Annotated in this window: 19 protein-coding genes, 1 tRNA gene and 1 other RNA gene; 13 read left to right on the top strand and 8 right to left on the bottom strand. The window is 65.1% G+C overall.

The annotated features are described in order from the left end of the window. The first annotated feature begins 4 nt into the window (after positions 1-4). Both QYQ98_RS03240 and QYQ98_RS03235 read left to right on the top strand, forming a co-directional pair. On the top strand, positions 5-949 hold the full coding sequence (locus QYQ98_RS03240; protein ID WP_302007331.1) for a trimeric intracellular cation channel family protein: 945 nt from the start codon (positions 5-7) through the stop codon (positions 947-949). 305 nt (positions 950-1,254) lie between these two features. Further along, a complete protein-coding gene (locus QYQ98_RS03235) occupies positions 1,255-1,695 on the top strand; it encodes a hypothetical protein (RefSeq protein ID WP_302007330.1) in 441 nt (146 codons plus the stop codon). Positions 1,696-1,734: 39 nt separating this feature from the next. Here the strand turns inward: QYQ98_RS03235 and QYQ98_RS03230 are convergent, their stop codons facing one another. Further along, entirely contained in the window at positions 1,735-2,130 is a 396-nt protein-coding gene (locus tag QYQ98_RS03230; RefSeq protein WP_302007329.1) for an acyl carrier protein, read from the bottom strand. Positions 2,131-2,418: 288 nt separating this feature from the next. After that, on the bottom strand, positions 2,419-5,205 hold the full coding sequence (gene aceE / locus QYQ98_RS03225; protein ID WP_302007328.1) for a pyruvate dehydrogenase (acetyl-transferring), homodimeric type: 2,787 nt from the start codon (positions 5,203-5,205) through the stop codon (positions 2,419-2,421). Between the two features lie 195 nt (positions 5,206-5,400). On the opposite strand from aceE, the gene QYQ98_RS03220 reads away from it, so the two are divergent. After that, positions 5,401-5,811 carry a DUF3052 domain-containing protein gene (locus QYQ98_RS03220; protein ID WP_302007327.1) on the top strand — a complete coding sequence of 137 codons (411 nt, stop codon included), beginning with the start codon at positions 5,401-5,403 and terminating at the stop codon, positions 5,809-5,811. 312 nt (positions 5,812-6,123) lie between these two features. Here the strand turns inward: QYQ98_RS03220 and QYQ98_RS03215 are convergent. From QYQ98_RS03215 to QYQ98_RS03200, 4 genes are all read right to left on the bottom strand, one after another. Beyond that, positions 6,124-6,199: transfer RNA gene (locus tag QYQ98_RS03215), tRNA-Val, on the bottom strand. An 82-nt stretch (positions 6,200-6,281) separates the two neighbouring features. Beyond that, complete coding sequence (locus QYQ98_RS03210) at positions 6,282-7,250, bottom strand: SURF1 family protein (protein ID WP_302007326.1); 969 nt, start codon at positions 7,248-7,250, stop codon at positions 6,282-6,284. 5 nt (positions 7,251-7,255) lie between these two features. Further along, positions 7,256-7,723, bottom strand: a complete 468-nt coding sequence (locus tag QYQ98_RS03205; protein ID WP_302007325.1) for a low molecular weight protein-tyrosine-phosphatase — start codon at positions 7,721-7,723, stop codon at positions 7,256-7,258. Continuing rightward, positions 7,720-8,361, bottom strand: a complete 642-nt coding sequence (locus QYQ98_RS03200) for an HAD-IA family hydrolase (protein ID WP_302007324.1) — start codon at positions 8,359-8,361, stop codon at positions 7,720-7,722. The genes QYQ98_RS03205 and QYQ98_RS03200 overlap by 4 nt, the downstream gene beginning before the upstream one ends. A gap of 56 nt (positions 8,362-8,417) precedes the next feature. Here QYQ98_RS03200 and QYQ98_RS03195 point away from each other — a divergent pair, with 56 nt between their 5' ends. From QYQ98_RS03195 to QYQ98_RS03175, 5 genes are all read left to right on the top strand, one after another. Beyond that, complete coding sequence (locus QYQ98_RS03195) at positions 8,418-9,572, top strand: Nif3-like dinuclear metal center hexameric protein (RefSeq protein ID WP_302007323.1); 1,155 nt, start codon at positions 8,418-8,420, stop codon at positions 9,570-9,572. A 62-nt stretch (positions 9,573-9,634) separates the two neighbouring features. Then, the gene (locus tag QYQ98_RS03190; protein WP_302007322.1) at positions 9,635-10,312 is read left to right on the top strand and encodes a zinc ribbon domain-containing protein; all 678 of its coding nucleotides are present in this window, start codon (positions 9,635-9,637) and stop codon (positions 10,310-10,312) included. A gap of 6 nt (positions 10,313-10,318) precedes the next feature. Continuing rightward, the gene (locus tag QYQ98_RS03185; protein WP_302007321.1) at positions 10,319-11,476 is read left to right on the top strand and encodes a bifunctional RNase H/acid phosphatase; all 1,158 of its coding nucleotides are present in this window, start codon (positions 10,319-10,321) and stop codon (positions 11,474-11,476) included. 34 nt (positions 11,477-11,510) lie between these two features. Next, an RNA gene (gene rnpB, locus QYQ98_RS03180) (RNase P RNA component class A) lies at positions 11,511-11,917 on the top strand. Between the two features lie 26 nt (positions 11,918-11,943). Further along, a complete protein-coding gene (locus QYQ98_RS03175) occupies positions 11,944-13,341 on the top strand; it encodes an RNB domain-containing ribonuclease (RefSeq protein WP_302007320.1) in 1,398 nt (465 codons plus the stop codon). A 28-nt stretch (positions 13,342-13,369) separates the two neighbouring features. Here the strand turns inward: QYQ98_RS03175 and QYQ98_RS03170 are convergent, their stop codons facing one another. Beyond that, positions 13,370-14,635 (bottom strand): galactokinase, encoded by a 1,266-nt coding sequence (locus tag QYQ98_RS03170; RefSeq protein ID WP_302007319.1) that lies wholly within the window; start codon positions 14,633-14,635, stop codon positions 13,370-13,372. A 122-nt stretch (positions 14,636-14,757) separates the two neighbouring features. Between QYQ98_RS03170 and QYQ98_RS03165 the strand changes: the two genes are divergently transcribed. Next, on the top strand, positions 14,758-14,964 hold the full coding sequence (locus QYQ98_RS03165; protein ID WP_302007318.1) for a hypothetical protein: 207 nt from the start codon (positions 14,758-14,760) through the stop codon (positions 14,962-14,964). Positions 14,965-15,040: 76 nt separating this feature from the next. On the opposite strand, the gene QYQ98_RS03160 is transcribed toward QYQ98_RS03165, so the two are convergent. Then, the gene (locus QYQ98_RS03160; protein WP_302007317.1) at positions 15,041-16,699 is read right to left on the bottom strand and encodes a CYTH and CHAD domain-containing protein; all 1,659 of its coding nucleotides are present in this window, start codon (positions 16,697-16,699) and stop codon (positions 15,041-15,043) included. A 122-nt stretch (positions 16,700-16,821) separates the two neighbouring features. Between QYQ98_RS03160 and QYQ98_RS03155 the strand changes: the two genes are divergently transcribed. The 4 genes from QYQ98_RS03155 to thrC all read left to right on the top strand — a co-directional run bounded on the left by QYQ98_RS03155 (position 16,822) and on the right by thrC (position 23,101). Further along, positions 16,822-18,144 carry a glutamine synthetase family protein gene (locus QYQ98_RS03155; protein WP_302007316.1) on the top strand — a complete coding sequence of 441 codons (1,323 nt, stop codon included), beginning with the start codon at positions 16,822-16,824 and terminating at the stop codon, positions 18,142-18,144. Positions 18,145-18,164: 20 nt separating this feature from the next. Continuing rightward, the gene (locus tag QYQ98_RS03150) at positions 18,165-21,227 is read left to right on the top strand and encodes a bifunctional [glutamine synthetase] adenylyltransferase/[glutamine synthetase]-adenylyl-L-tyrosine phosphorylase (protein WP_302007315.1); all 3,063 of its coding nucleotides are present in this window, start codon (positions 18,165-18,167) and stop codon (positions 21,225-21,227) included. A 47-nt stretch (positions 21,228-21,274) separates the two neighbouring features. Then, complete coding sequence (locus QYQ98_RS03145; protein WP_302007314.1) at positions 21,275-21,589, top strand: hypothetical protein; 315 nt, start codon at positions 21,275-21,277, stop codon at positions 21,587-21,589. Positions 21,590-21,655: 66 nt separating this feature from the next. After that, the gene (thrC, locus tag QYQ98_RS03140) at positions 21,656-23,101 is read left to right on the top strand and encodes a threonine synthase (RefSeq protein WP_302007313.1); all 1,446 of its coding nucleotides are present in this window, start codon (positions 21,656-21,658) and stop codon (positions 23,099-23,101) included. The last annotated feature ends 35 nt before the right edge of the window (positions 23,102-23,136 follow it).

Below are 23,136 nucleotides of genomic sequence, written 5' to 3'. Positions count from 1 at the left end.
TTGCGTGTATTTCGGTGGAATCGACAACGCAGTAGGCCAAGCAATCGCCATCCTCGACCTGATCGGGGTGTTCCTCAACGCCATCATCGGCGGCACCGTCGCGCGGCGCATGAAATTCGACGCCGTCGGTTTCATACTCATCGCCATTATCTCCGGCATGGCCGGCGGCATGATGCGCGATGCCCTCATCGGGAATACCCCTGTCGCCGCGCTCGTGGACCCCTGGTACATCTCCGTCGCCGTCCTCGGTGCCGCCGTCGCCTTCTTCGCCAACCTCCAGGGCTACTTCTGGGAACTCGCACGCTTCCACGGCGACATGATCATTCTCGGCGTCTGGTGCACCACCGGCACCGTCACCGCCATTGGCGCCGGTGTCGCCTGGCCCGGCTGCATCCTCATGGGCATCCTCACCGCCACCGGCGGCATGGTCATCCGCGAAGTCCTCATCGGGCGCATCCCCCGCATCCTCAACGACCAGCAAATGTACGTCGTCCCCGCCATCGCCGGCTCCATCACCGCCATGGTCCTCTACAACACCGGGTTCCCCACCGCCGCGCTCGCCTCCGCGCCGCTCGTTGCCTTCGTCCTCGGCACCGCCGCCTACTGGGCCGGCTGGTACGTCCCCGTCACCATGGATAGCGCCCCCATGAACACCTGGGCCCGCTACGCGCTCACGCGGCTGGCCAAACTCGAGCCCGCCGCTTTTCGACGTTGGCGCCACACCAAGTCCTCCCACCCCGCCGAAGACCCCCTCGCCGACGACGGCATGATGCCCACCAAGGGTGAAGTCCGCCATGCCCTCCGTGGCGGTGCCAGCCCCCTGCGCGGTCCCGGCCCCGAACTCAAGCCCGCCACCCCCGAGGAATTCCTCGGTGCTCTTTACCGCGTCTACGTCCACCCCGACGGCGATGAATCCGAAGGGGGATGGGCCCGCCGCGAAGAGGTGTAGCGGTAGCTCTTGCTCCGCCCCTTCCGCCCGAGCCGCTTGCCGCACTGGCCCAGCTCACCCCGCCCGGTCCAAGTAATCTCCAGCCAACTGCAGTATTCACGTGACGAACCCTCAATCGGTTCTTGAAAGAACGGGGGGATCAAGTACTTGTCGAGGGTTGCCCCTGTGATTCAAGCGAAGCAACAATTGCCACGAGACAAATGAGGGCGTTGGGGAAGACGAACCTCGTCTGGCGCACCCCGCGCGGCCAAGCCAATTCAGGCCAGCCGCGGAGTGCGTTTACAACGAAAGGACCGCTTCCCGCCATGACCACGACTTTGTCCGCCATGTCTGCGGCATCCAACTCCACTGATGTCAGTGCCTTCGCTGCATCTGGTACCGCCAGTGATGTGAGCACAGTCGCTTCCTCAAGTGCCGCCGCCAACGATCCCTCGCGCATCCGCTGTGTCTTAGCCATCTCCTCAATGCCGCGTCATCTCCGCCTCCGCGTGGAAGGACTGATGCACGAGCACCTGAGTGAGCCCGTTGCGGCTCCCTCACTGGTGAGTGTGTGGGACACGCCGTGGTTCACGCGCTGGCGCAAGGAGCCCTCCCGCGCCGGGACCGTCAGCTGCCGTGAAGTCATCGAGGCACCTGCCGCGGAGTTAGCGACTTTTCACAGCGCTCTCGCCGAGCTAGCCCAGACCTTCCGGTTCGACGCGTACGTCGCCAAGGCCGAGCGTGGTCGTGCCTCTTCTGCCTATTAGCAGCCGCTTTCTCAGCTGAGTGCTCGCATTTCTCGCCGATTAGCCCGCGGCTTCTCTAGTTCTCTCGGCGAAGAATTGGGCCATGTCGCCCAAGGTCGTCGACGGGTCGAGGTTTTCTTCGTCCACGCGTACCCCGAAGTGCTCTTCAGCGCGGACCGCGAGCTCGATGCGAGTGAGGGAATCGACGCCGAGACTGTCGAAGGTGTCACTCGGATCGACATCGTTCGCGTCCTCGATCGCGTCGACCCGTGCGAGTAGACCCGCCAGCTGAGCGAGCGTATCGCCTCCTGCCGAACTACCGGCTCCGTCAGCGCTGCCTCTGGAGCCGCCGGAGGTTGCGTCCACGTTGTTGGGCAGGCCGTCGAAGGATTCGTCGGGGACAAGATCGGGGTCCAAGCCGAGCTTGGCCAGGTCGAGGCGTTGCGAAAGTTCCATGAACCCATTCTAAGAGCGCAGTTACGAATGCACCCTCGCGGCTGGCTTCTCGACGAGGGAGGGAATCCTAGCTGCGAAGGTGCTTGTTGAAATGAATGGCTAACCTACCAACAATATGAGCCACACCGCGAGCATCATTAACTTACGGTGGTGAGCCAGAAGTAGCGGCAAGACCGGAAAAGATGCCCCCGATGTGTGCGATGCGCACAGTGTAAGGGCCTCCTTTAAAACTGAAAAGCTCCCCACCACAATGGGCAGGGAGCAGATCAGGCGAAAATGCGGGCGGGCTTAGCCCATCGCGTTCTCGTCGCCGTCGTCGGAGCCGGAGTGAACAGGCTCAGCGGCGGTCGGGTCGTCGACCTTGAGGTCCTTGGCGGCTTGGGCGGCGACGGAGATGTCGATCTTGCCTTCGTCGGCAAGCGCGGTGAGCGCTGCGACGACCATGGACTCGGCGTCGATGTTGTAGTAGCGGCGTGCGGCCTCGCGGGTGTCGGAGAAGCCGAAGCCGTCGGCACCGAGGACGGTGTAGCGGCCCGGGACGTAGGGGCGGATCATCTCCTGCAGCTCGGTGGTGAAGTCGCTCGTCGCAATGTACGGGCCTTCGGTCTGCTTGAGCTGCGTCGTGGCGAATGCCTCGCCCGGGTCCTCGGACGGGTTGAGGATGCGTGCCTTGTTGCGGGCTGCACCGTCGCGGGCCAGCTCGGTCCAGGAGGTGACGGAGTAGACGGCTGCGCCGACGTTGTAGTCGTCCTGGAGGATCTGCTGTGCGCGGAGTGCCCACGGCATGGCCACGCCGGAGGCGAGGAGGGACACGGTGTTCTCCTTGTCCTCGCCGCGGTCGTAGAGGTAGATGCCCTTGTGCAGGCCTTCGACGTCGAGGTCGTCGGGGCGAGCCGGCTGGTGGATCGGCTCGTTGTACACGGTGAGGTAGTACATGACGTTCTCGCCGCCGTCCGGGCCGTACATGCGCTCGATACCACGGTTGATCAGGTACGGCATCTCGTAAGCGAACGCGGGGTCGTACGCGACGATCGACGGGTTAGTGGAGGCCAAGACGGGGGAGTGGCCGTCCATGTGCTGCAGGCCCTCACCGAACAGGGTGGTGCGGCCGGCGGTAGCACCGACGATGAAGCCGCGGCCCATCTGGTCGCCAGCTGCCCAGAAGTTGTCGCCGCAGCGCTGGAAACCGAACATCGAGTAGAAGATGTACATCGGGATCATGGGTTCACCGTGCGTCGCATAGCTTGTTGCGGCGGCGATGAAGCTTGCCGACGACCCGTCCTCGTTGATGCCCTCGTGCAGGATCTGCCCCTCCGGAGACTCGCGGTAGGAGAGCTGCAGGTCGTGGTCGACCGGGACGTAGTTCTGGCCCTTCGGGTTGTAGATCTTCAGGGTCGGGAACCAGGAGTCCAGACCAAAGGTGCGGGCCTCGTCCGGGATGATCGGGACGACTCGCTTGCCGATCTCCTTGTCGCGCATGAGCGCCTTGAAGGTGCGGACAAGCGCCATCGTTGTGGCGACCTTCTGCTTGCCGGAGTCCTTGAACAGGACCTTGTACGTCTTGTCTAGGTCGGGCACCTCGAGAGGCGTGTAGTCCTCGCGGCGCTCCGGCAGGTAGCCGCCAAGTTCCTTGCGGCGCTCGAGCATGTACTTGATTTCCTCGGACTCAGGGCCCGGGTTGTAGTACGGCGGCAGGTACGGATCCTTCTCCAGCTCTTCGTCAGAGATCGGGATTTCCTGCTTGTCGCGGAAGAGCTTCAGGTCGTCGATGGTGAGGCTCTTCATCTGGTGGGTGGCGTTGCGGCCCTCGAAGCTGTGGCCCAGGCCGTAGCCCTTGATGGTGTGCGCGAGGATGACGGTCGGCTTGCCGTTCTTGGTTTCCAGAGCCTTCTTGTATGCGGCGTAGACCTTGCGGTAGTCGTGGCCGCCGCGGCGCAGGTTCCAGATCTCCTCGTCCGTCATGTCCTCCACGAGCTTCTTGGTGCGCTCGTCGCGGCCGAAGAAGTGCTCACGGACGTACGCGCCGTCGTTAGCTTTGAAGGTCTGGTAGTCGCCGTCCTTGGTGGTGTTCATGATGTGGACGAGAGCGCCGTCCTCATCCTTTTCGAGCAGCTCGTCCCACTCTCGGCCCCAGACAACCTTGATGACGTTCCAGCCGGCACCAATAAAGAAGGACTCCAGCTCTTGGACGATCTGGCCGTTGCCGCGCACCGGGCCGTCGAGACGCTGCAGGTTGCAGTTGATCACGAAGGTCAGGTTGTCTAGCTCGTACAGGCTGGCCATTTGGAGCAGGCCGCGGGATTCCGGCTCGTCCATCTCGCCGTCACCGAGGAACGCCCAGACGTGCTGCTGGTCGGTGTCCTTGATTCCGCGGTGCTGCAGGTACTTGTTGAAGCGTGCCTGGTAGATCGCGTTCATCGGGCCGAGACCCATGGACACGGTCGGGAATTCCCAGAACTCCGGCATGTCGTGCGGGTGCGGGTAGGACGGCATGCCCACTCCTGGGCGGGAGTGCTGCTGGCGGAAACCGTCCATCTGCTCTTCGGTCAAGCGGCCTTCGAGGAAGGCGCGGGCGTACATACCCGGCGATGCGTGGCCCTGCATGAAGATCTGGTCGCCACGTTGTGGCGCGTCCTTGCCGTGGAAAAAATGGTTGAAACCGACCTCGTAGAGCGCTGCGGCGGAGGCGTAGGTGGAGATGTGACCGCCGACCTTAATGCCGGGGCGCTGAGCGCGGTGCACCATGATGGCGGCGTTCCAGCGGATCCAGCGGCGGTAGCGCTTTTCCATTGCCTCGTCGCCGGGGAAGTCCGGCTCGAGCTTGGTCGGGATGGTGTTGACAAAGTCGGTCGACGTCAACGAAGGCAGCGGCACGCGCTGAGCCGAGGCGCGCTCCAGCAGGCGCAGCATCAGATAGCGGGCGCGCTCCGCGTCAGAGGCTTCGAGCAGCCCGTCCAAAGAGTCCATCCACTCCTTGGTCTCTTCCGGGTCCGGGTCGTGCAGGTAGGACGCGACGCCGTCACGGATGAGAGGGACGTTCGAATCGTTCAGGTTTTCGGGGTCAGACAAGACCATCCTCCGATATCGTGGTGTGTTTCCACCAGCTTTTCCGCACGTCAAGGGGGGTTTTGTCTAACCGCATCCAACGCGGGTTGGCCGGTGCCTACAGGGTCCAAGGATACGTACTTTTTCGAACTGTCGCCCATGGGGGGAAGTGTGGTTGTATCCTGGCTGTATCCGTGTTCGTGATTCAAGGAGGAAGTGGAGATAGTGAGCGCCACTGGTGCCGCCAACTACGTGGATAAGCTCGGTATTTCGAGTGGCGAGGTTGTCCAGGAGCTCGGTTGGGACGATGACTGCGACGCATCGATTTCGGAGTCCATCGAGGATGCGATCGGGGAAGCGCTGCTTGACGACGATACAGATGAGCTCTGCGACGTCGTCCTCCTCTGGCACCGCGCTGATGACGAGGACTTGGTGGACGCACTCGTTGATGCCACGCGCAATCTTTCCGACTCCGGTCGCATCTGGCTGTTGACCCCCGGCGCAAACCAGGCCGGGGAGGTCCACCCCGGCGATATTTCCGAATCTGCCCAGCTTGCAGGCCTTGTTCAGACCAAGGCCGACCGTCTCGGTGACTGGCAGGGTTCGTGCCTCCGCAGCGCCGGCGCAAAGAAATAACGCTCTTCCGCTTGTCTCGCTCAACGTATCGCAACCAGCGCTCACTCACCCCTCCCAGAACGTCATGCTTATTGATGCCTCACGCTTCCCTCTCTCCCTTTGTGAGATTCAACACGATCCTGCAGTGAGGATGCTCTGCTACCCCCGTTTGTTGATCGATCGGGCTTTTTGGTCGGCTGGCGAGCAATCCGTGGGCTGGAAAATCCGTAGGCGGACACAGGGGGCGGACGGCGAAAGGTGCGCAAAAGAACGCGGGCGCATAAGAAAACGCCCAGCACTTTGACCGTTGTCAGGTGGATGAGCGTTCTGTTGTGGTGCGCCATGACGGGCTCGAACCGCCGACCTACTGGGTGTAAACCAGTTGCTCTTCCAGCTGAGCTAACGGCGCGCGTGGGGAAATGCTAGCACGGGCCGTCGCAGGGGAACAAAAGCTGTATAGCGGGGGCCGGGTGGGGGTGTGGGAGGAGCTGTTAGAACCGTTCTTCGTCGGGTTTGGTGGCCCATGGGTTGGAGCGTGCGTGTCCGTAGCGGGCGCGGGTGGGAGCGCGGTTAGAGGTGGTGGGTTTTGTGGCGTTCCCGGCGGCCGCGGAAGTAGAAGGGCCTGCAGGGTCAGCAGGATCACCACAAGTATCAGGAGCGTCGGGCGACGCATGGGCGCCGGAGGCGACAAGTTCAGCCATTTCCTGTTGTTCGGTGGCGTACCGGCGGCGTTCGCGGACTTCGGAGTAGATGAAGTATGCGAGTCCCGCGGGTGCCATGATGCCGAAGGCGATCCATTGGAGGCCGTAGGAGAGGTGGTTGCCCCGGTCGAGGACGGGCAGGGGAATGGGGTTGAGCACTCCGGGTTGGTCCGCGAGCAGTTGCGCGTACGGGTCGGCCAGGTCGGTTCCGGTCAGAGCGGCGGCTTGTCCGGTGTTGATGGTCTGGACCATGGTGTAGCCCTGGTCGTCGATGGGCTCCAAAGTAGAGGTGTCGCTGAGGTGGATCATGGCGAGCAACGTCACGGGGTCGCTGGGTGCGGGGGCGAGTTCGGGAACGGTGGTGCCGCCGTCGGTGGCGGGCACCCATCCTCGGTTGATCAGGATTGTTGCGCCGCTATCGAGCTGAAACGGCACAAGCGACTGGAAGGCGGGCGCACCTTCGACGGGCCGCAAACGCAGCAGTAGTTCGTCGTCGGGGAGGTAGTGCCCGGTCATGGTCACGCGCGTCCATTCCTCGTACGAGTTCGAAGCAAGCAGCTTATCGGCGTCCACCGGGTCCCCCTCGAACGCCTTCTCGATCCGCTCGTTGCGCTCCTTGATGTCGTGGTCTTTTCCGAGCTGCCAGGGGGACAGCCACGTGATGGCGAACCACGAGAACAGCACTGCGAAAACGGCTGCGAGTACCCATCCGGGAGTGAGAAAGGTCCTCCAGATGGGCTTCGTTTTCGGCGCGGTCACGCCGGTTAGTCTACCTGGGCGCGCACCCAATCCAGAATGCCGTCAGCGGCTGCTTCGATTTGTTCGCGGGTGACGGTGAAACCTTCGGGGCCGCCGTAGTAGGGGTCCTCGACGCTTGCGTTCTCCGGTGCGGACGGGTCGAAGGAGCGCAACAGGCGGATCTTCTCTTCGGGTACGCCCTGGGCGACGAGCTCGGAAACGTGGCGGGTGGCAAGTGCGACGATGAGGTCGGCATTCATCTGCTCGCCGCCGAACTGTTGGGCGCGGTGGGCGGAACCGTCGTAGCCGTGGGCGGACAGTTCTGCCAAGGCGCGTTCGTCGGCGGGGTTGCCCACGTGCCAGCCGCCGATGCCGGAGGAGGTGACGCGGACAAGGGGGGCCAACCCGGCGTCGATAAGCTTCTGGCGCACGATCGTTTCCGCCATCGGCGAGCGGCAGATGTTGCCGGTGCACACGAAGTCGATTCGGATCACTGGTCCTCCTTGAAAACGGTGACTATTTTGTCGAGCTCAGCCGGGGTGTGCGCGGTGGCCCACGCGCGGTCCCATTCTTCCTGGGTGCCGTATCCCCAGGCGACGGCGACCGCGGGGAAGCCGAAGTGCGCGGCCCCCTCGATGTCGTGGAGGCGGTCGCCGATCATGAGCCCGCGGCCGATGTCCACATTATCCAGCACATGCGCGATCACGTCGGCCTTGCTGCGCCGCGGACCGTCCTCCTGCGCCGCGCCGAGGAAGTCGATGTGTTCAAGCATGCCTTCCCGCTCCAAGACGGCGCGCGCGAAGCCTTCGCCTTTCGACGTCGCCGTGACCACCCGGAACCCCTCCTCCTTCCAGGACGCGAGCAGGTCGCGCATCCCCGGGAATGCGGACGCGCGCTGCCAGCCGCCGGCGTGCGTGAAGTCCATGTAGGCGGCGAAAGCGCGCTCCCGCGTCGCGTCGTCCATGCCCAAGTTGGCCAGCGTCTCCTCCATCGGCGGGCCCGGGATACGCGCGATGAACTCATCGGACGGGTGCTCCCAGTCCACCGTGTCGAGCGCGTGGAGGAAACCGTCGCGAATGCCGGGGAAGGAGTCGATGAGTGTGCCGTCAACGTCGAGAAGCAGTGTGATCACGCACCCCAGCATGGCAGTGCGTTGCCGCGCTGACAATCGACCTAGACTGGGACAACATGACAACGACTGTTGCTGATGTCGTCGCGGCGCTCGACGCCGCGTACCCGCCGCGGCTCGCCGAAAGCTGGGATGCCGTCGGCCTGATCTGCGGCGACCCCGCCGCTGACGTGTCGCGTGTGGCGTTCGCCCTCGACTGCACCCAGGCGGTCGCGGAGCAGGCGGTGAAACTAGGCGCCGACATGCTCGTCGTGCATCACCCGCTGCTCATGCGCGGCGTGACCTCCGTGGCCGCTGACACTCCGAAAGGCAAGGTCATCCACACCCTCGTGACTGGCGGCTGCGCCCTGTTCGCGGCGCACACCAACGCCGACTCCGCGCGCCCGGGGGTGTCAGACAAGCTCGCCGAACTCGTTGGCATCACGCCCGGCCGCCCGATCAAGGTGGTCGACCCAGACGGCCGCGACCTGTGGGGTGTGCACATCCCGCCCGCCGACGTCGCCCACGTCACCGACGCCCTCTTTGCTGCCGGCGCCGGCTCCATCGGCGACTACTCCGAGTGCTCCTTCACCTGGGACGGCCGCGGCGGCTTCACCCCGCAGCCCGGCGCGAACCCCACTGACGGCGAAGTCGGCTCCCACTACTCCGCACCGGAGACCCGGGTGCAGTTCATCGCACCGTCCCGGTTGCGCTCGCGCCTGACCGAGGTGTTGCGCGAGGTGCACCCGTACGAGGAGCCGGCGTTCGACGTGGTGCAGCTCGCACCAACTGGGGTTATGTCCCGCGCCACCGGTCTAGGGCGGGTCGGCGAGCTCCCGGAGCCGATGACGTTGCGCGATTTCACCCAGCAGGTCGCCGACGCACTGCCGGAGACCGCGTGGGGAGTCCGCGCCGCCGGCGACCCGGATCAGATGGTGCAGAAGGTCGCGGTGTCCTCCGGCTCGGGCGACAGCTTCCTGGATGCCGTGCGCGGCCTCGGAGTGGACGTGTACGTCACTTCCGACCTGCGCCACCACCCCGTCGACGAGCATCTGCGCGCGGGCGGCCCCGCAGTGATCGACACCGCGCACTGGGCCAGCGAATTCCCGTGGACGCAGCAGGCCAGCGAGATCGTCGCCAAGGCGTGCCCCGAGGTGTCCACCGGCATCATCTCCGTGCGCACCGACCCGTGGACGGTGTCCGCGCATCCGCGATCCGTGGCCGGGACCGATTAATCCGAGACCCCTTGAACCGAGATTTCTTAAACTACGCAGAACTACCCAGAAAGAAGGCTGACGTGGAACTGGAACCCGATAAGCAACGCACGCTGCTGGCGCTCGCGGAGGCGGAGCACAGTCAGGCTCACGACGCACCCGCGTCCCCCGAGCAGCAGGAGCTGGAGAAGCTCGAGGCGCAGCGGCCGGAACTTGCCAACGCCGCTGCGGCCGCGCAGCTCGCCGTCGACGACTTGGAGGCGGAGATCCTTCGCATTCAGGAGGACGAGCGGAAGCTGAAAAAGCGCGAGCTGGACGACAAGCGCCAGCTCACCGCTGAGACTGACCCGGAGCGCCGCAAGGACCTCGAGCACGACCGGTACGCCGCGAAGTCCCGCATTGCGGACCTGTTGTACGAGCTCAAGGAAGCCCACGGCGAGGTCAAAGCCCTGCGCAATAACCGCGATGTGCACGGCGCGAAGCTCGACGAGCTGGACCGCAAGATCGAGGCCGCCCGTCGCGCCGCAGACGCCGCACCGGCGAAGGAGGACGTGGACACTGACGCGTTGCGCGCTGAGCTGCCGGCGAGTGTCCTCGGCGCTTATGCGACGGTCGGCGCCGCCCGCTTCAACGGCCGCACCTGCGGCTCCTGTTTCCTGCAGCTGCCCCCAGCCGAGCGCGCAGAAGTCATGGCCGTCCCCGCCGACGAGCTGCCCACCTGTCCGAATTGCGGCGCGCTGCTCGTGCGGGTCACGGGGTAGGCGCGCGTGAAGGTCACGGTTTATACCGACGGCGGCTCGAGGGGGAACCCGGGGGTCGCGGGATCCGGCAGCGTTGTCTACGGCGAGGACGGAACGACGCTCGCAGAGATCGCGTACGTCGTGGGCCAGAAGTCATCGAATAACGTCGCCGAGTACCACGGTCTGCTGCGCGGGCTTGAGGCGGCGCGGGATCTCGGTGCGAGCAAGGTCGATGTCTACATGGATTCCAAGCTCGTCGTCGAGCAGATGTCGGGGCGCTGGAAGATCAAGCACCCGGACATGAAGAAGTTGGCGCTGGACGCGCGCGATCTCGCCGCCGGGTTCAGCGCCGTCACGTACTCGTGGGTGCCGCGCGCGAAGAACAAGAAGGCCGACGAGCTGTCCAACGTGGCCATGGATGCCGCTGCGAAGGGCGCGAAGCCGGGCATTGTGGACAGCGCCAGCTTATCGACGCCTCCTGCCCCCTCCAGCGCCACCGACTCGCGCAAAGAGAACTCGGAGGCCCACAAGACGGGCAGCCCCGCCCACTGGCAGGGGCACGATGCGCCGCGCACGCGGTTCGTCCTGGTGCGGCACGGACAGACGAAACATTCGGCGCAGAAGAGGTACAGCGGTTCGTCCGATCCAGCGCTAACGGAGCTGGGGGAGAAGCAGGCTGCGGCGGTTGCGAGTGCGGTCGCGCGGTTCGGCACGATCGATGCGATCGTCGCTTCACCGGCGCAGCGCGCGCAGCAGACCGCGCGGGCATGCGCGGAGGCGCTAGGCATCGATGCTGCGGAGATCGAGACGGTCGACGGGTTCCGCGAGATGGACTTTGGCGCATTCGAGGGGCTCACCCGCGACGAGGCGAAAGAGAAATACCCGGAGGAGTTCGGAGACTGGGAGGCGCGTGCGTCGGTGGCGCCCCCGCGAGGCGAGAGCCTGAGCAGCGCGCACCGGCGAATCACCCGCGCCCGGTTGAAGGTGCAAGAGGCACATGAAGGACAGACCGTGCTGGTGGTCACGCACATGACGCCGATCAAATCGGTGATCCGCCAGGCGCTCGAATCGGGGCCGGACACGTTCAAGCATGTGTTCTTGGACTTGGCGTCGATAAACGTGGTCGAGTTCTACGGCGAGCATGGTGTAGTCCGCTGCGTCAACGACGTCGCCCACTTCCGCTGAAAGCCCCTGGGGGAGTACAGTTACTCGCTGCGAGTGAGTCGGCCGGGTGATCGCGGCGGCCTGTACCGCCACGCATGTGGGCTGGCAGGGGTCGAGGAAAGTCCGGACTCCACAGGGCACGGTGGTTGTTAACGGCAACCCGGGGCGACCCGCGGGAAAGTGCAACAGAAAGTAGACCGCCCGGGAAACCGGGTGAGGGTGAAAGGGTGCGGTAAGAGCGCACCGGCGGATGTGGCGACACAGCCGGCCAGGTAAACCCCACCGGGAGCAAGGCAAGAATCCCTGTCGCCTGCGCAGGGATCGTCGGACGCTACGAGGCTGCCCGCCCAGTTCGAAGGTAGCTGCTTGAGGCGCCGGGCAATCGGCGTCCTAGATGGATGATCGCCGCCTGGACCCGTTTGGGGAAGGGAACAGAATCCGGCTCATAGGCCGACTCACTCGCCCAGTTTCTGCCACAATTGGCCCCCATGAAGCTCTACGCCGCACCGCTTGATTTCCGCGCGATCGCCGATGAGTACGACGTGCCCACGGATTTCCCGCCCGAGCTGCACTTGGAGGCGGCGAACGCCCGCGATAGGTACGCCGACCAGCGGCGGGACGCGCGCGACGTCGAGTTTGTCACCATCGACCCCGCCGGTTCGATGGACCTGGACCAGGCGGTCGCGATCGAAGCTAACGGCGCCGGGTACCGGGTCTTCTACGCGATCGCGGATGTCGCGGCGTTCATCGAGCCGGGATCGGGACTGCACGAAGAGTCGCTGAACCGCGGCCAGACGATCTACCTGCCGGATGGACCGGCGCGGTTGCACCCGGAGGAGCTGTCGGAAGGCTCGGCGTCGCTTCTGCCGGATACGGACAAACCCGCTGTCTTGTGGACCTTTGAGCTCGACTCCGTAGGCGAATTGACCAGCGCCAACGTGGAGCGTGCGGTGGTGCGCTCCGTCGCGCGGCTCGATTACGACGGCGTGCAGGCCGACATGGACGCGGGTCGCCTGCACCCGTCGATCGCGCTGCTGCCTGAGGTGGGGGAGCTGCGCGCGGCGTCGTCGTTACGCCGGCACGCGATCAACTTGCGCGTTCCGTCGGTGCACGTCGTCGAGCTTGACGACGGCCGCTTTGAACTCTTCATCGAGCCCCGCCAGAAGATGATGGACTACAACTCTGAGATCTCCCTGCTGACCGGGATGGCGGCGGGGAACATGATGGAGGAGGCCGGCGTGGGGATCCTGCGCACTCTGCGCCCAGCAGGTGACGAGGCTGAGGCGACCTTCCGGTGCGAGGCCCGCGCGCTGGGCTTCGATCTGCCCGACGGCGAGGACATCGGAGAATTCCTACAGTCGGTGGATCCCGACACCCCGCGCGGGATGGCCGTCATGCGCGAGGCGCAGAAGCTGCTGCGCGGGGCTGGCTATGTATCGCTGGCAAACGACGAGCCAGAGGTGCACGCCGGTATCGGCGGCTACTACTCGCACGTCACCGCGCCGCTGCGCCGGCTTGTGGACCGCTACGCCACGGAGGTGTGCCTGGCGTTGTGCGCCGGCACGGAGATCCCCAGCTGGGTCCACGAGGACATCCCGCGCGTGATCAAGACTATGGGGCGCACGTCCCAGCTTGCCAACACCGTTGACCGGGCCTGCCTCAAACTCACCGAGGCCACCGTCCTGCAGCCGTGGGTGGGGCAGAACTTCACCGGGATGGTCCTGCGCACCGACGAAGAGTACGACACCGCACGCGTCTTCATCGCCGACCCGCCGGTTCTGGCGCAGTGCGCCGGCCACCCTGAGGAAGCGACTGAAGTGGTGATGTCGCTGGTGCGGGCGGACGTGGAGAAGCGCGAAGTGCTCTTCGCGTGGCCTGCGGACTAGCTGGAGGCTTCGGTCTAGCTGGCTTTCGCTAGCTGGTCACGCGCGCGGGCGCGCCGAGCGTGACCTCCACGACGGCGAAACCATCGGCCGAGAGGTCCGCGATGGCGTTGTCGGCCATGGCATCGGGGATGTATGCTAGCGCGGCCTGGGACATGCCCGCGGCCGCCGGCCGGGCAGCGCGGGCCCCGCGCAGCTGCAGCAGCTGGATTAGCTGGTCCGGAACGGGTAGGCCTGGGGTGTGCTCGGGCTCGCCGATGACGCGGAAGAAATCGTCGTCACGCATGGATCGTAGAGCCTTTGCGGCAGACGCGGAGAGCTCGGTCTCGGCCTCGCCGAAGTCGACCCAGGCGCGGGCGGTCTCCAGCGTCGGGGCGGAGTCGGTGCCGTACACGTGGTGGCGGGCGTCGACCCACTCCACGACGCGGTCGGCGGCGTTGGGAAGCTGGCGTAGGGAAGAGACACCGAAATTGGCACAGGCATCGTCGATGAACTGACGCCCGCGTTCTACCGCTCGGCTTTCATCGGCGAACGGTGCTCCGTGGGACGGCGCAACAGACAGAATGCGCACCCCCGCCTTCGCCGGGTGAGGGGTTTGGGTGAGGGATTCATCCGCATAGTCGATAACCGACACGGAACCTTCGCGGCCGCGCAGCGCCGCCGAGTGGCGGGCCCGCAGGGCAGGCAGATGGGAAAAGACCCGCGCGGACTGGGAAGCGATGTCCGCCAGACGGGTACGAAGCGGCGCCGCGTCGATCTCGTCATCGCCTCCGAGCAGCGCCAGCGCGAGCGCCGCATCAGCGGCGTGCAGCGCCCCGAGCCCCGCCCCGAGCGGGATATCAGACACGACCGTGATGTCCATGCCGGCGGTATCGCGCGAGAGCATTTGCCTGCCGACGAGCGTGTGCACCAGCCCCCCGAACCGCTCTGCCAGCGTGCGCTCCGCACTGTTCGCGCCAGTTTCTGCGCCTGCGGCAGCTTCCGCGCCAATTTCTGTGCCGCCCTGCTCGGCGAGGGCGGCAATGTGTGCGCAGTCGGCGGTCTCGTCGGCGGTCGCTCCCGCGAATTCGCAGTGAACGGAGATAGTGCTGTCGTCTCGGGGACTGACAGCTGCGGCTGCGCGCAGGCCAGTCAGCCCGACAATGGTGATCCCGCCGAAGTGGTCAGAATTCTCCCCAGCAACGACGAAGGTGCCCGGTGCGTCCGCGACGTGGACCGAGTCGGTGCCCGTGCGGCTGCGGTGAGCCTGGGCGACGCGGTCGGACGCGGGAGTCTCGGGTGCGGTCCACACTGCCATGGGGGAGTGCACTGTCCTTTCGGGGCTGTTCGGGCGGGCGGATTTACCCCATAACAGTACCAACCGCGCGCAGGTAGCCTGTTTGGGAGCACTCTTTCCCGCCACACTGAAAGGATCAGACCATGAGCGACGAGAAGTTCTACTTCAACCCCACCACTCACGAAGTCTCCCAGGGCAAGGAAGGCTCCTGGGACGATCGCATGGGGCCGTACGATACCCGCGAGGACGCGGAGCGGGCTCTTGAGACCGCGCAGCAGCGCAACAAGGTCGCCGAGGCGCAAGACGAGGCCGACGACAACTGGGGTCAGCCGGCCTCCTGGGAGAAGTAACTCCCAAGCTCAGTCCTCGAGCTTATTTGTGCGAGCTCTTCCTGCGCCCGCGCACACCCTGTGAGGGTTGCGGGTGCTATTTCTTTTTCGGCTCCACCTTCTTGAACGCCTTCTTTACCTCCTTGACGGCCTTCGGGTAGTCCTCGAGGGCCTTGTCGCCGCGGGTCATTTCGCGCTGGTAGAGCATGCCGTACGGGAAAGTGTCCTCGCCGCGCTGGCGGGCGCCCTCGGCCAGCTTCTCGATGCGGTCGCGGGATGTCACAGCGTCCTGGTAGTCACCCAAAATCTCCTGCAGCTCCTTGCACGCCTTCGACAGCTTGCCTGCCTTCAGGCCGCTGTCCTTTGCGGCGTTGGCGGAGTAGCGCAGCTTCTTGGCGGCCTTGCGGACGTCGTGAACGTACTCCTCGCGCTGGTGCAGCGGCAGCGAGGTGTCTGGGTAATGTTCCTCTGCCAGCTTGGCGCGCTTCTTCAGTTTCTTGTAGCCGCGCTCGAGGTGCTCGTAGAGGATCTCTTCGGAGGAGCGGGATTCAGGCACAGCCTCCGGGGCCCCGGTCTCGGTGGCGGCATCCGTGGCTCCCGCTTCGGTGCCGTCGCTTTGCGTGTCAGTCGTGCCGGCGGGAGTGTCGGAGGCGAGAGGAGGGTTGGCTAGGAGGGCATCGATGTCGTCGAGAAGCGTGAAGTAGCGCTGTGAATCGAGCGTGCGCACGATGCGGCGGTGGGCGCGCTCGTACTCGCGGCGCATGTCGCCGCGGATGTGCTCGGTGGCGGGGCCATCGATCATGCCGGTGGTGTCGGAATCGAGCAGGCCGACGAAGCGCTCCTCGACGACCTCGGCATCGCGGGCGGTGCCCAGCAGCGCGGCGAGTTCCTTCAGCTCGCTTTCGAGGTGGGTGAGCTGGTCGCCAGCGAGGATGCCCTCGAAGGTCTCCAGCAGGCTGCGCAGCTCACGTGTGGCCACGCGCATTTGGTGGACGGAATCCCACTCGTCGTTGCGGACCTTCGGGTCCCATTCGACGAGGCGGTCACGCTGAACGCGCAGGGAGTCGACGACAGCCTTGGCGGGTGAGTCCTCGTCGAGGCCGTCGGTGCTCATGTACGGCGGGAGCGGTGCTGCCGCCGCGGAATCGCCAAGTGCGGTGGCTAGCTTGGAGGAAGAAGCGGACTTGCGGGCGCCGCGGTTGATCAGCAGTGAGGTGGCCTCGTGCAACAGGGCGGCGCCGTCGACGGAATCAGCCAACTCACCAGCGAGTTCGACTTCCCACTCGCGCCAAGAGGTCTGCTGGCCGCCGGGCAGAAGGGACCACGCGGTGACGTGGTCGTCGCAGAACTCGGCAACCTGCCTGCCCTCCGCGTCCAGCAGTGGGGTCTCGGCGCGGTTGTTGTCCACCTGCGCGATGGGGGAGAGGGGCTCGCGGCGGATGATGGCACGGACGGCGTCGAGAAGCTCGTCGGGCGGCGTGGACGGGTCGCTGAGCTCGGCGTGGAGCTCCGTGCGGCCGGTTGAGCCCGGCAGCTTGATGTGCCAGCCGTCGTCCTTGCCGCCGGTGCGGCGACGCAGCGTGACCTTCGCACGGGTCAGGCGCAGGTCCGCGGTGTCGTAGTAGATCGCGGACAAGCTGTGATGCGCGGTCTCGCCTGCGGACTCCACGGCGGACAGGGTGGTCAGATCGGGGACCGCGATGCTGTCGTCGACGGCGAATTTAGCCTCGACCTCGATAAACGTTTGGTTGCTCATTGGATCTGGCTTTCTTGCGTTGAGATAGTGCACACGTCGTGCTTGTTCACCCCCAGTTTACCTAACGGGATCTGACGGTGATGCGGCCTTACGGGGCTGGCATGCTCACTAGTCTTGAGGGCATGAACAGCCAACAAGAAAACGTTCTGCGCGATGTCGAGGAGCGGGACATCCGCTTCATCCGCCTCTGGTTCACGGACCTGTTCGGGGAGCTGAAAACAGTGATGATGTCCCCGGCGGAGCTGGAGACAGCCTTCGCCGAGGGCGTGGGTTTCGACGGCTCCTCCATCGAGGGGTTCTCCCGCGTGTCCGAATCCGACACGCTGCTGCTGCCGGACCCGTCGACGTACCAGCCGCTGCCGTTCGACGTGGAGGACGGGTTGCAGACGGCGCGGATGTTCTGCGATATCTCGATGCCGGACGGCAACCCGCTGTACGCGGATCCGCGCCAGGTGCTCCGCCGCCAGCTGAACAAGGCGGCGGACGCGGGCTTCGAGTGCGTGGCTAGCCCCGAGATCGAGTTCTACGTGCTCAAAGGTGATGAGCCGAAACCTGTAGATGACGGCGGGTACTTCGACCAAGCCAAGCAGAACCAGGCGCCGCGCTTTCGCCGGCAGGCGGTCTCCGCCCTGGAGTACATGGGCATTGTCACGGAGTTCTCGCACCACGAGGGTTCGCCGGGGCAGCAGGAGATCGACCTGCGCCACACGGACGCGTTGACCATGGCGGACAACGTCATTGCGTTCCGCTACGTGGTCAAGACGGTCGCGGAAAATAACGGTGTGTTGGCCACCTTCATGCCCAAGCCTTTCCGTGAGCACAACGGTTCGGCGATGCACACGCACTTTTCCCTGTTCGAGGGGGAGGACAATGCCTTCCACGACCCGGATGACGAGTATTCGCTGTCCAAGACAGCGCGTCAGTTCATCGCCGGGGTGATCGAGCATGCGGGGGAGATCTCCGCGGTGACGAACCAGTGGGTGAATTCGTATAAGCGCCTCCAGTTCGGCTCGGAGGCGCCGACGGCGGCGACGTGGGGTGTGTCCAACCGGTCCGCCATGGTGCGTGTGCCCACGTACCGCCTGCACAAGTCGGTGTCGCGCCGCGTGGAGGTGCGCACGATCGATTCTGCGGCGAACCCCTACCTGGCGTATGCCGCTATTTTCGCGGCAGGGCTGCACGGCATCGAAGAAGGCATGGAGCTCGGCGAACCCGCGGTCGACGACGTCTTCTCACTCACCCGCCGGGAGCGCCGCGCAATGGGGTACAAGGACTTGCCGGGCTCGCTCGACGAGGCGCTGCGTGTGCTGGAGAAGTCCGAGTTCATGGCCGAGGTGCTCGGCGAGCAAGTCTTCGAATTCTTCCTGCGCTCCAAGTGGGACGAGTGGCACGCCTACGAGGACCAGATCACCCCGTGGGAATTGGCCAACAACTTGAACCTGTAGGAAGCAGGTAGGAAGGAAGCATGGCCCGCAGCAGCTCACCGTCACCTGCCCAGCTCGCGCTAACAGGGGCGCACGCCGCCGAGGACCTGGAGAAAATCGGCTGGAGCGACAACGACATCCTGTACACGCTCGGAGGCTCGGGCAACCCGGACCTCACCCTCAACACGAGTTTCCGTCTCGCGGAAGCGCTCGAAGATTCGTACGGCGACTTGCTCCAGGAGCTTATCAGCGACGAAGTGCTCCGCGTCCGCCTCTTCGCCCTTTTGGGCGGCTCCACAGCCTTAGGCGACCACTTGGTGGCTCACCCGGAGGAGTGGAAACTGCTGGCGCAGCCGCTGCCCAGCTCGGAGGAGATCTTCCAGGCCATGTTGGGTGCGGTGGGGGCGGAACCGGTTGAGGGGGACCCGACTGCGTCGATAAGCATGGCGGGGCCGGGCACCTACCGTGCGGCGCAATCCGGGCCTGACGCGAAGCGCGCGCTCAAAGATGCGTACCGCACGCTGGTGATGCGTGTCGCGGCGGCGGATCTGGCGGGCACGTATTCCGCGTTCAAAGGGTACGGTGCCGAGCAGGACGAGCTGAGCTACAACGAGGTGACGGAGCTGCTCACCACGATCGCGGACGCGGCGCTGACAGCCGCTCTCGCTGTCGCGGTGCGCTCTGTCTACGGCGACGAGGAATACGACGGAAAGCTCGCCGTGATCGCCATGGGCAAATGCGGCGCGCGGGAGCTCAACTACATCTCGGACGTGGACGTCATCTTCGTCGCCGAGCCCGCTGATGCCCGGGCGACGCGTGTGGCGAGCGAGATGACCTCGGTGGGAAATTCCGCGTTCTTCGACGTCGATCCGAACCTGCGCCCCGAGGGCAAGTCGGGCGCCTTGGTGCGCACCCTCGATTCTCACGAGGCGTACTACAAGCGCTGGGCGGAGACCTGGGAATTCCAAGCACTGCTCAAGGCGCGCCCGATGACCGGCAACATGGAGCTGGGCCAGGCCTATTACGACAGGTTGCGGCCAATGGTGTGGGAGTCCTCCCAACGCGACTCCTTCGTCGATGATGTCCAAGCGATGCGGCGCCGCGTGCTGTCGAACGTGCCCGAAGACATGCGCTCGCGCGAACTGAAGCTGGGCACCGGCGGGCTGCGCGACGCCGAATTTGCCGTTCAGCTCCTCCAGCTGGTCCACGGGCGTATCGACGACTCGGTGCAGACGCAGAACACCGTCGAATCCATCGAGGCACTCTCCGCCGGCGGCTATATCGGCCGCGAGGACGCCGCCGATCTCGTCGAGGCCTACGAATTCCTGCGCCTGCTGGAGCACCGCCTCCAGCTGCACCGCTTCAAGCGCACCCACACGCTGCCTGCCGACGATGACACAGAAAACCGCCGCTGGCTCGCCTTGACCTCCGGCTTCATCTCCTCGCCGAAGAGATCGGCGGTGGACGAGCTGGATCTGCGCCTGAAGAAAGAGCGCAAGAAGATCACAGACCTCCACTCGCGCCTGTTCTACCGCCCGCTGCTGAACTCGATCGCGGAAATGAGCGTGGGCGAGGCGCAGCTGGGTGCCGATGCTGCAAAGACCCGCTTGAAAGCGCTCGGGTACACCCACCCGGACCGCGCGTACGAGCACCTGTCCGCGCTGGCGAGGGGGACGTCACGCAAAGCGAGACTGCAGCAGATCCTGCTGCCCACCCTCATGGCGTGGCTGGGGGAGACCGCCGACCCGGATGCCGGCCTGCTCAACTACCGCAAGCTGTCTGAGGCCGCCGTGGATAAGGCGTGGTTTTTGCGCATGCTCCGCGACGAAGGCGTTGTCGGCGAGCGCCTCATGCACATCCTGGGCACCTCGCCGTACGCGGCGAATCTGATCATTTCAGCGCCCGACGTGGTCAAGCAGCTGGGCGACGGCGCGTCCCAGCCGAAACTTCTGGATACCGCCCCCGACCGCGTCTACAAAGCGCTTGTGGCCGCGACGAAGCGCCACGATGACCCTGGCAAAGCCGTCAACGTCGCACGCTCTCTGAGGCGCGCGGAGCTGGCGCGCATCGCGTCGGCGGACTTGCTCGGCTTCATGGACGTGCGCGAAGTGTGCGTGCAACTCTCATGGGTGTGGGATGCCGTGCTCGAAGCCGGTTTGCGGGCTGAGGTGCGTGCAGACCTGCTCGCCCGCGGTGTGGAAGAACCGCTTGCCCGCATCGCCGTGATCGGTATGGGGCGGCTCGGCGGACAGGAACTCGGCTACGGCTCCGATGCGGATGTCGTCGTCGTGGCGGAACCCGCAGAAGGCATCGAGGAGAGCGAGGCCCTCGCATGGGCGACGAAGATCGTCGATCAAATGCGCAAACGCCTGTCCAAGCCTTCCGGCGACCCGCCCCTGGAAGTCGATCTGGGGTTGCGGCCCGAGGGACGTTCGGGTCCCGTCGTGCGGACCATCGCCTCCTACGAGCGCTATTACAAAGAATGGGGCGCAGTGTGGGAGAAGCAGGCGCTGCTGCGCGCCACCTATGTGGCCGGCGACCGGGAGGTGGGTAACGCTTTCCTCGAGGCGATCGACCCATTCCGGTACCCGAAAGGTGGAGCGAGCGAGGCCGATATACGCGAGATCCGGAGGATCAAGGCCCGCGTGGACAACGAGCGTTTGCCCCGCGGCGCCGACCGCGCCACCCACACCAAGCTGGGGCGCGGGGCACTCAGCGACATCGAGTGGACGGTGCAGCTGATCACGATGATGCACGCCCACGAGTACGTGGAGCTGCACAACACCTCTACGCTCGAGGTACTCGATTTCCTTATCACCGACCAGGCAAGTGCCATCATGGAGAGCTCCCAGGCCCGCACGCTCACCAAAGCGTGGTTGCTGGCCACCTCCGCACGCAACGCACTAGTCCTGGTCACCGGAAAACGCACCGACCAGTTGCCCGGGCCGGGTACTCAGCTCAACCAGGTCGCCGGTGCCGCCGGGTACGACCCGCACGATGCGCAGGCATACTTGGACCGCTACCTCAAGGTCACGCGCCGGGCGCACCGGGTGGTCGAGGAGGTGTTCTGGGGTGAGGAGCCGTCCTTCGAATACGACGACTGACCCGAAGCCCCCGGCCGCCGAGGCCTCCTGGAACTATGCTGGCGCGCATGGCTTTGAATCTGTCGATTGACCTGCAAGATGCTACGTACGGGGACCTCGTCGCACTAGTCGATGCTGCCCGAGCCGCTGGCGTGGACAGCTCTTCCGCTCTTCAGCTCGACGGATCCACGCTCACGCTCGCGGTGGCCGCCCCGTCCGTGGCCGCGACGCGCCGGGCACCACGCGATACCGCAGGGAGCGGCCTCTCCGGCCTCTCAAGTTTTGAGGACCGGCTGGTGCCCTCGCTGGGCGAGAACGCGGTGCGCGGAATCATGGACATCCTCACCGGTCGGCAGGATCCGCCGGGCGCGCACAGCCGCTGAACACGCGCGCGGCCCTATACCCCCCATCAGCCAACTGGGTGAGCCGGAACACGTAGACTGATGCGGGTGGATTACATCTCAACGCGCGATGCGTCAGCCGCCCCGTTCAAGTTCACCGACATCCTGCTGTCCGGGCTCGCACCGGACGGAGGTTTGTACGTGCCTGTGGCCTACCCCCGGATCACGGACGAACGCCTGACGCAATGGCGTGGTGTGCTCGCGGACGGCGGTTACCCGGCGTTGGCCGCCGAAGTGGTCAAGCTGTTTGTGAGCGACATCCCGCCCGCGAAGATTGAGGAGCTGACCGCCAACGCGTACCGCACGCCGGTCTTCGCGGACGAAGAGATCGTCCCGGTTACCAAACTCGAGGATGGCCTTTTCCTCGCGCACCTGTCGGAGGGGCCGACCGCAGCGTTCAAGGACATGGCAATGCAGCTGCTCGGCGAGCTCTTCGAGTTCGAGCTGGCCCGCCGCGAAGAGACGCTGAATATTCTCGGCGCAACGTCGGGCGACACCGGCTCCTCCGCCGAGTACGCCATGCGCGGCCGCGACAACATCAACGTGTTCATGCTCACGCCCGCCGGTCGCATGACTCCGTTCCAGCAGGCCCAGATGTTCGGTCTGGACGAGCCGAATATCTTCAACATCGCGCTCGACGGCGTTTTCGACGACTGCCAGGACGTGGTCAAAGAGGTCAACTCGGACGCCGCCTTCAAATCGAAGCACCACATCGGCGCGGTCAACTCGATCAACTGGGCGCGCCTGCTTGCGCAGACCGTGTACTACATCTCCACCTACATCAAGGTGACGGAGAGCAACGACGAGCAGGTTTCTTTCTCCGTGCCCACCGGCAATTTCGGGGATATCTGCGCCGGACACATCGTCAAGCAGATGGGTCTGCCCGTGGACAAACTGATCGTGGCCACGAATGAGAACGACGTGCTCCACGAGTTCTTCACCACCGGGCAGTACCGCCCGCGTTCCGCGGCGGAGACGCAGGCCACCTCCTCGCCGTCGATGGATATTTCCCGCGCGTCGAACTTCGAGCGCTTCATCTTCGACGTCATCGAGCGCGACGCACGCGAGACGGCCGAGCTCTTCGGGGTCAAGGCGAAAGAAAGCGGCTTCGAGCTCGAGGATCACATCATGGAGGAGATCCGCACCCGCTATGGGTTCCTTTCGGGCACCTCGACACACGCCGACCGCGTATCGACGATCAAGAGCACTCACTCCGACCACAACGTCCTGATCGACCCCCACACTGCCGACGGCGTCTTCGTCGCACGGGGTCTGGCCGATCAGGTGAATACCCCGATCGTGGTGCTGGAGACTGCGCTGCCGGTGAAATTCTCCGAAACCATCGTCGAGGCCATCGGCCAGGAGCCGGAGGTGCCGGAGCGTTTCGCCCACATCATGGATGCCGACCGCCACGTTGTGGACATGCCGAACGACGCCGAAGCCGTGAAGCAGTTCATTGCCGAGCAAGCTGAACAGGCGGAGAAAGCAGAGTAGCCAGAATAAGCAGGGAAGTCAGGGAGGCGTAGACG

It is taken from the genome of Corynebacterium sp. P3-F1 (assembly GCF_030503635.1).
In the GTDB taxonomy this organism is placed as follows: domain Bacteria; phylum Actinomycetota; class Actinomycetes; order Mycobacteriales; family Mycobacteriaceae; genus Corynebacterium.
Note: the sequence above shows the minus strand (reverse complement) of the source record. Positions and strands in the feature narration are given on the sequence as shown.

What these genes read in the sequence shown, in the direction of transcription:
- QYQ98_RS03155 (WP_302007316.1), top strand. Translation starts at nt 16,822, where the DNA reads ATGAACAGCCAACAAGAAAACGTTCTGCGCGATGTCGAGGAGCGGGAC.
- aceE (WP_302007328.1), bottom strand. Translation starts at nt 5,205, where the DNA reads ATGGTCTTGTCTGACCCCGAAAACCTGAACGATTCGAACGTCCCTCTC.
- QYQ98_RS03160 (WP_302007317.1), bottom strand. Translation starts at nt 16,699, where the DNA reads ATGAGCAACCAAACGTTTATCGAGGTCGAGGCTAAATTCGCCGTCGAC.
- QYQ98_RS03230 (WP_302007329.1), bottom strand. Translation starts at nt 2,130, where the DNA reads ATGGAACTTTCGCAACGCCTCGACCTGGCCAAGCTCGGCTTGGACCCC.
- QYQ98_RS03195 (WP_302007323.1), top strand. Translation starts at nt 8,418, where the DNA reads ATGACAACGACTGTTGCTGATGTCGTCGCGGCGCTCGACGCCGCGTAC.
- QYQ98_RS03150 (WP_302007315.1), top strand. Translation starts at nt 18,165, where the DNA reads ATGGCCCGCAGCAGCTCACCGTCACCTGCCCAGCTCGCGCTAACAGGG.
- QYQ98_RS03235 (WP_302007330.1), top strand. Translation starts at nt 1,255, where the DNA reads ATGACCACGACTTTGTCCGCCATGTCTGCGGCATCCAACTCCACTGAT.
- QYQ98_RS03175 (WP_302007320.1), top strand. Translation starts at nt 11,944, where the DNA reads ATGAAGCTCTACGCCGCACCGCTTGATTTCCGCGCGATCGCCGATGAG.
- QYQ98_RS03170 (WP_302007319.1), bottom strand. Translation starts at nt 14,635, where the DNA reads ATGGCAGTGTGGACCGCACCCGAGACTCCCGCGTCCGACCGCGTCGCC.
- QYQ98_RS03165 (WP_302007318.1), top strand. Translation starts at nt 14,758, where the DNA reads ATGAGCGACGAGAAGTTCTACTTCAACCCCACCACTCACGAAGTCTCC.
- QYQ98_RS03145 (WP_302007314.1), top strand. Translation starts at nt 21,275, where the DNA reads ATGGCTTTGAATCTGTCGATTGACCTGCAAGATGCTACGTACGGGGAC.